This window comes from Methanoregula sp. (assembly GCF_002835825.1).
Lineage (GTDB): Archaea > Halobacteriota > Methanomicrobia > Methanomicrobiales > Methanospirillaceae > Methanoregula.
In genome coordinates this window covers 1-5,097 of sequence record NZ_PIZH01000155.1, presented here as the reverse complement: position 1 = coordinate 5,097, position 5,097 = coordinate 1, and the positions used below count along the sequence as shown (strand labels likewise).

7 protein-coding genes are annotated in these 5,097 nt (G+C 60.4%); 4 read left to right on the top strand and 3 right to left on the bottom strand.

The features are described from left to right. Positions 1–92 precede the first annotated feature (92 nt). Positions 93–1,412, bottom strand: coding sequence for a phosphomethylpyrimidine synthase ThiC (gene thiC, locus CW742_RS06940; protein WP_292418335.1), 1,320 nt, complete (start codon positions 1,410–1,412; stop codon positions 93–95). Positions 1,413–1,437: 25 nt separating this feature from the next. Here thiC and CW742_RS06935 point away from each other — a divergent pair, with 25 nt between their 5' ends. Genes CW742_RS06935 through CW742_RS06925 form a run of 3 tightly spaced genes read left to right on the top strand, consistent with a single transcriptional unit; the run spans position 1,438 to position 3,051 of the window. Further along, on the top strand, positions 1,438–2,040 hold the full coding sequence (locus tag CW742_RS06935; protein WP_292418332.1) for an MBL fold metallo-hydrolase: 603 nt from the start codon (positions 1,438–1,440) through the stop codon (positions 2,038–2,040). Then, a complete protein-coding gene (locus tag CW742_RS06930) occupies positions 2,033–2,491 on the top strand; it encodes a DUF123 domain-containing protein (RefSeq protein ID WP_292418329.1) in 459 nt (152 codons plus the stop codon). The genes CW742_RS06935 and CW742_RS06930 overlap by 8 nt, the downstream gene beginning before the upstream one ends. After that, the gene (locus CW742_RS06925) at positions 2,488–3,051 is read left to right on the top strand and encodes a flavodoxin family protein (protein WP_292418326.1); all 564 of its coding nucleotides are present in this window, start codon (positions 2,488–2,490) and stop codon (positions 3,049–3,051) included. The genes CW742_RS06930 and CW742_RS06925 overlap by 4 nt, the downstream gene beginning before the upstream one ends. A gap of 8 nt (positions 3,052–3,059) precedes the next feature. Here CW742_RS06925 and CW742_RS06920 read toward each other — a convergent pair whose 3' ends face one another. Together CW742_RS06920 and cofH are read right to left on the bottom strand one after the other, a co-directional pair. Beyond that, positions 3,060–3,518, bottom strand: coding sequence for a pyridoxamine 5'-phosphate oxidase family protein (locus CW742_RS06920; RefSeq protein WP_292418323.1), 459 nt, complete (start codon positions 3,516–3,518; stop codon positions 3,060–3,062). A 22-nt stretch (positions 3,519–3,540) separates the two neighbouring features. After that, entirely contained in the window at positions 3,541–4,629 is a 1,089-nt protein-coding gene (gene cofH, locus CW742_RS06915; RefSeq protein ID WP_292418320.1) for a 5-amino-6-(D-ribitylamino)uracil--L-tyrosine 4-hydroxyphenyl transferase CofH, read from the bottom strand. Between the two features lie 111 nt (positions 4,630–4,740). Between cofH and CW742_RS06910 the strand changes: the two genes are divergently transcribed. Further along, entirely contained in the window at positions 4,741–5,040 is a 300-nt protein-coding gene (locus CW742_RS06910) for a YunC family protein (protein WP_292418317.1), read from the top strand. Positions 5,041–5,097: the final 57 nt, after the last annotated feature.

Here is a 5,097-nt window from a genome sequence, read left to right as displayed (position 1 = left end):
CTGAACAACAAACCGCGGTCCGTTAGTCATTGCCACAGCGCGGGACCCGTCCCCCGTTGCCCGGCCAGGCCCCGGAAAATGCGAGATCTCCCTCAGTTCCCCTTCTTCTTCCGGGCCGGTGTCCCGGCTAATTTCCCTGCCCCGGTCCCGAACAGCTCGTTCACCAGCTTCACAGCACAGAGATCCCCGCACATCGAGCAGGTCTCCATCTCCCCGTCGCGGCAGTGGATACCCTTCGCATGGTCGCCGTACAGGGCAAGCCGGAACTGGGCGTCCCAGTCGAGAGCGTGCCGGGCATCTGCCATCCGCACCTCACGCTCGTCCCGCCACCCCTCGTGCTTCCGGACCGTATCACCGACATGGGCCGCGATCTTCGCTACACGGGTTCCCTCAACGATATCATCGACATCCGGGAGGGCGAGGTGCTCGCTGGGCGAGACCATGCAGAGGAAGTCGGCGCCGTTCAGGCATGCCGTTGCACCCCCGATGGCTGCCACCACGTGATCGTAGCCCGGCGCAATATCGGTGACGAGCGGGCCGAGCAGGTAGAGCGGGGCATGGTCCGTGATCTCCTTGATCATCCGCACATTGTAGCCCACCTGGTCGAGAGGCATATGGCCCGGGCCCTCGATCATCCGCTGGACACCGGCGTCCTGTGCCCGCCGAGCGAGGAGGCCGAGGGTGTTGTACTCCACGGATTTCGCCAGCTTCCCGGCGTCCTGCAGGCAGCCGGGGCGCATGCCGTCACCGAGGCTGACCGTGACGTCGTATTCGGCGAGGATTTCAAGGAGGTAGTCGTACTCGGAAAAGAGCGGGTTCTCCTCCTCCCGCTGCATCATCATGGCGCAGTGGAACGAGCCGCCCCGTGAGACAACGCCCATCAGCCGGGGGTCAGCCTTCAGGGCTTCGAGCGCCTGGAGATTCACACCGCAGTGGAGCGTGAGGAAGTCCACGCCCTGCTTGCAGTGCTCGCGGATAACTTTGAAGAGAAGGTCGGTCGTGACATCGCCGGCATTGCCGGCCCGGCGCACCGCTTCGTACACCGGGACCGTACCGACCGTTGTATCGAGTTTTAAGATCTTCTTCCGGATCGCGACAAGGTCGCCTCCCGTAGAGAGGTCCATTAAGGCATCGGCGCCATTGTCGAGCGCCGCCTGCGCCTTCTTCATTTCGAGCGCCGGGTCGCACCGGGAGCCCGAGGTACCGATATTGACATTGATTTTGACCGTGCAGCCCTCACCAATGGCGCATGCCCTGTGCTTCCGGGCCGGGTTCTTCGGGACCGCAATCCTGCCCGATGCAATACCTCGTGCGAGCGCTGCCGGCTCCATTCCTTCCGCTTTCGCCACGGCCCCCAGTTCACGGGGGAGGCCTTTCCGGCACCTGCGGATGAGCAAATCCATAAGAAACATCTGCTGTGAGTCCTTATTATTGTGCATGCAGGTCAGGTGGATACCCGGCGAATCGATCTTTGCGAACTCGTACGTTATCGGCAACATTCTCGTTGATGCCGGCGTGATGCCGATGGCGGTAGCCCCGTATAAGGAAGCGATCGACACCATCGTCCTGACCCACTGCCACTACGACCACATCGCCCATGTCAAGGAGATCGCGCACATGTGTAAGGCGAAGATCGCCATCCATAAGGCCGATGCACGGGGACTTGTCGAGGATCTCCACAGCCTCTCGATGAACTTTGGCGCCCGGTCGCCGGGGATTGCTCCCGATATCACGCTCGCTGAAGGTGATACCATCGGGGATTTCCAAGTGATCCACACCCCGGGCCACACCCCCGGCTGTATCTGCCTGTATTCAGAAAAGGACCGGGTCCTGATCTCAGGGGACACCGTCTTTGCCGACGGCTACTTCGGCCGGTACGACTTCCCGGGCGGGAGCAGGACCGAGCTTGCCCGGTCGCTCGATCGCCTCGCAGCCCTGGAGGTTGAAGGGCTCTATGCGGGGCACGGGGAGCCCACAGAGCAGGGCGGCAGCCGGTGCATTGCCGCTGCGGTCGGCCTGATGAAGAGCGGTTATGGATAAGGGCATCTACTGTCTGGTGTTCAAAAACCCCGCGTGCACCGTACGCATTGGGGCGCTCGGCCCCGTTACGTTCCGGAGGGGCTGGCACGTCTATGTCGGCTCAGCGCTCGGCAGCGGGGGGCTTGCCCGGCTTTCCCGTCATGTCATCCTCTCCCAGGCCAAGGACAAGCGGCCGAAGTGGCATATCGATTATCTCTCCTGCTCGGACCGCTTTTCTCTCCGGTATACGGTACACGCGCTGACCGATGACCGGCTTGAGTGCAGGCTTGCAGAAGAGCTTGGGGAGGACTCAGTTCCCTCCTTTGGGTGCAGCGACTGCCGCTGCCCCTCCCATCTCTTCTCCCGCAAAAAAAATCCTCATGACGAGATCATCTCCGCCTTCAATAACCTCGGGCTCGTTGCAGTCACCACAACTATCATGAACCGGGAGGGCAGTAAGGGTATCATATGAGGGAAGTAAAGGTCCTGGGCATCTCGGGAAGCATGCGCAAGAAGGGGAATACCGCGGAACTGGTCGGGGCAGTCCTCGGTCGGTGCGAGGAGGGGGGCATCAGGACCGAGTTTGTCTCCCTTGCCGGCAGGAAAATCCTGCCCTGCCTTGGCTGCGAGAAGTGCAAGGAGAAGAAGTGGTGCGTCATCGAGAACGATGACTGGGACGACGTGGCGCAGAAGGTGCTGAAGTGCGATGTCCTTGTCATCGGGTCGCCGACCTATTACTACGATGTCTGCGGCCAGCTCAAAAACTTCATCGACCGTACCTATTCCCTGTACCATGACCGCAAGCTCTCGGGCAAGAAGGGAGTGGCAGTCGCCGTCCATGCCAACAAGGGAGCGGTCCGGACCATCCAGACGATCGAGGCCTTCCTCTCCACGCACGAGTTCGCTTCACTCGGGTGCGTCAAGGGCACGGGATACCACGAGGGCGATGTCTTGAAAGATGAGAAGGCCATGAAGCGGGCGCAGAAGATCGGGGACAAGATCGTGCGGCTTTTAAAACCCAGCCATGACTGACAGGCCTTCTAGTACCCGTACTTTTTCCCGGTCATGCCGGTAATATCGATCCGGACAACGCAGACGCGGTCGAGTTCAGGTTCCGCAATGTCGTATTCCCCGGCGCGATAGTGCCGCAGGATCAGGCTGAGTCCTTTTTTCTTCTCCCCGTAGCCCTCAACTATGCAGGCCGTGCCGGTGCAGATAACACTCCGGTACCGGAACTCCCAGCCGCAGGGCCGGTCATCCGGTACCGGCCCGCCAGTGAGGTCGACCTCCACGCAGCACTGCGGGTTCTTCCTGATGAGGGAGATCTTCTTTCCCTCGCGGGCCGAGTGAATCCAGAGGGTGTTGTCCGCGTAGGCAAAACAGAGCGGGACAATATACGGCGCACTGCCATCCAAAAGGGCCAGCCGGCAGACCTGTGCTTCGGAAAGGATCGCCTCCATCTCTGCCTGGTCCGTAATCTCCCGGTCCCGTCTTCTCATCCCGGCCCGTCTCCCGTTCCTGTCAGACCAGCTTGTACAGCGTGGTTCTCCGGCGGAGCGGCCGGCCGATGTCTTGTGCAATCCGCTGCATCTCCTTTGGATCAAGGTAATCGGTGTTGGTTGCCCCGGCGCCCTTTGAGATGCTCTCTTCAAAGACCGTCCCGCCGAGGTCGTTTGCACCGGCGATCAGGCCGAGCTGGGCCATCTTGATCCCTTCCTTCACCCACGAGACCTGGATGTTTTTGAAATTGTCGAGGAAGAGCCGCGAGACAGCAACCATCAGGTGGTCTTCCCGTCCCGTTGCCCCGGCCCGGGCCGTTCCCTGCCGGTAAATCGGGGTATTCATGTGGATGAACGAGAGCGGGACAAACTCGGTAAACCCGTTCGTCTCATCCTGGATGTCGCGCAGGATTGCGAGATGGGCTACCCGGTCCTTCTCGCTCTCGCAGTGGCCGTACATGATGGTTGCCGTGGAAGGGATCCCGAGTCCGTGGGCCTCGGTGATAATCCGGACCCACTCCTTTGTGGGTATCTTTTCTTTGCAGATCACCTGCCGGACATCGTCAACCAGGATCTCCGCCGCTGTCCCGCACATCGAGTTTAAGCCTGCCTCCTTCATCGCCTCGAGCACCTCCACGGTACTCATGCCGCTCTTCCTGGCAGCATAGGCTACCTCCATCGGGTTGCTCGCGTGGAGGTGGACTCCCGGCGCTGCCTCGTGGATCCAGCGGTACACATCCGTGTAGGACTGCGCGGAAAAGTCCGGGTGGAGGCCGCTCACCGTGCAGATCTCCGTGCACTCCCGCTCTGTTGCAAGGGCGGCCCTCCTCTGGATCTCGGCCTTGTCGTGGAAGTAGATCCCTTCCTCGCCGGGCTTCTTTGAGTACCCGCAGAACCCGCAGGCGTTCACGCAGAGGTTCGTGACATTGATGTTCTGGTTCCGGACATAGGTGATGGCAGTGCCGGCCCGCTGTTCACGCATCTCATCGGCAGCAGAAGCGATCTCCCAGACATCGCGGTCTTGTACAGAAAAGAGCAGGAGCGCCTCCTCAGCGTTCATCCGGTGGCCTCCCCGGACATCGTCAAGCACTCTCTTTACGTCCGTATCCATGGCGTCTCCCCCGATACTGCTACGGAGAGTGGTACTGTGGAAGAATAAAGATATCGAAATCCCGTCCCACAGGATTCTTCTCCCGGAACAGCAACCATTTCAGTTGAGACTATGCAGAAGACTGAAGTCAGACTCTCCCGGAAAGTCGCAGAGGGGATCGTCATCCCTCTTGGCCCGGCAAACCTGGTCGCGGTAAAGACGGACGTGGGCATGGTCGGATGCGGCGCGTTTGACGTAGCAGCGCTCGATTCGTTCAGCTACCCGGCAGCAAAGGTGAAACCGTCCTCGGGTCCGTCCATCGCAACCATTGATGACCTCTTAAAAGGGATCGTCAAGGAGACGAACCGCTCGGCAATGAACCGCGGCGTCACGAACGGGATGACCGGAAAGCAGGCGCTGGAACTGCTGTGAGATTTTTCAACCATTTTAAAAGGTGATCCGGTTAAAGTTCTCTGGGGCGTGTGATTG

Coding starts and splice junctions, on each gene's coding strand:
- CW742_RS06935 (WP_292418332.1), top strand. CDS start 1,438: ATGCAGGTCAGGTGGATACCCGGCGAATCGATCTTTGCGAACTCGTAC.
- CW742_RS06910 (WP_292418317.1), top strand. CDS start 4,741: ATGCAGAAGACTGAAGTCAGACTCTCCCGGAAAGTCGCAGAGGGGATC.
- CW742_RS06925 (WP_292418326.1), top strand. CDS start 2,488: ATGAGGGAAGTAAAGGTCCTGGGCATCTCGGGAAGCATGCGCAAGAAG.
- CW742_RS06920 (WP_292418323.1), bottom strand. CDS start 3,518: ATGAGAAGACGGGACCGGGAGATTACGGACCAGGCAGAGATGGAGGCG.
- CW742_RS06930 (WP_292418329.1), top strand. CDS start 2,033: ATGGATAAGGGCATCTACTGTCTGGTGTTCAAAAACCCCGCGTGCACC.
- thiC (WP_292418335.1), bottom strand. CDS start 1,412: ATGTTTCTTATGGATTTGCTCATCCGCAGGTGCCGGAAAGGCCTCCCC.
- cofH (WP_292418320.1), bottom strand. CDS start 4,629: ATGGATACGGACGTAAAGAGAGTGCTTGACGATGTCCGGGGAGGCCAC.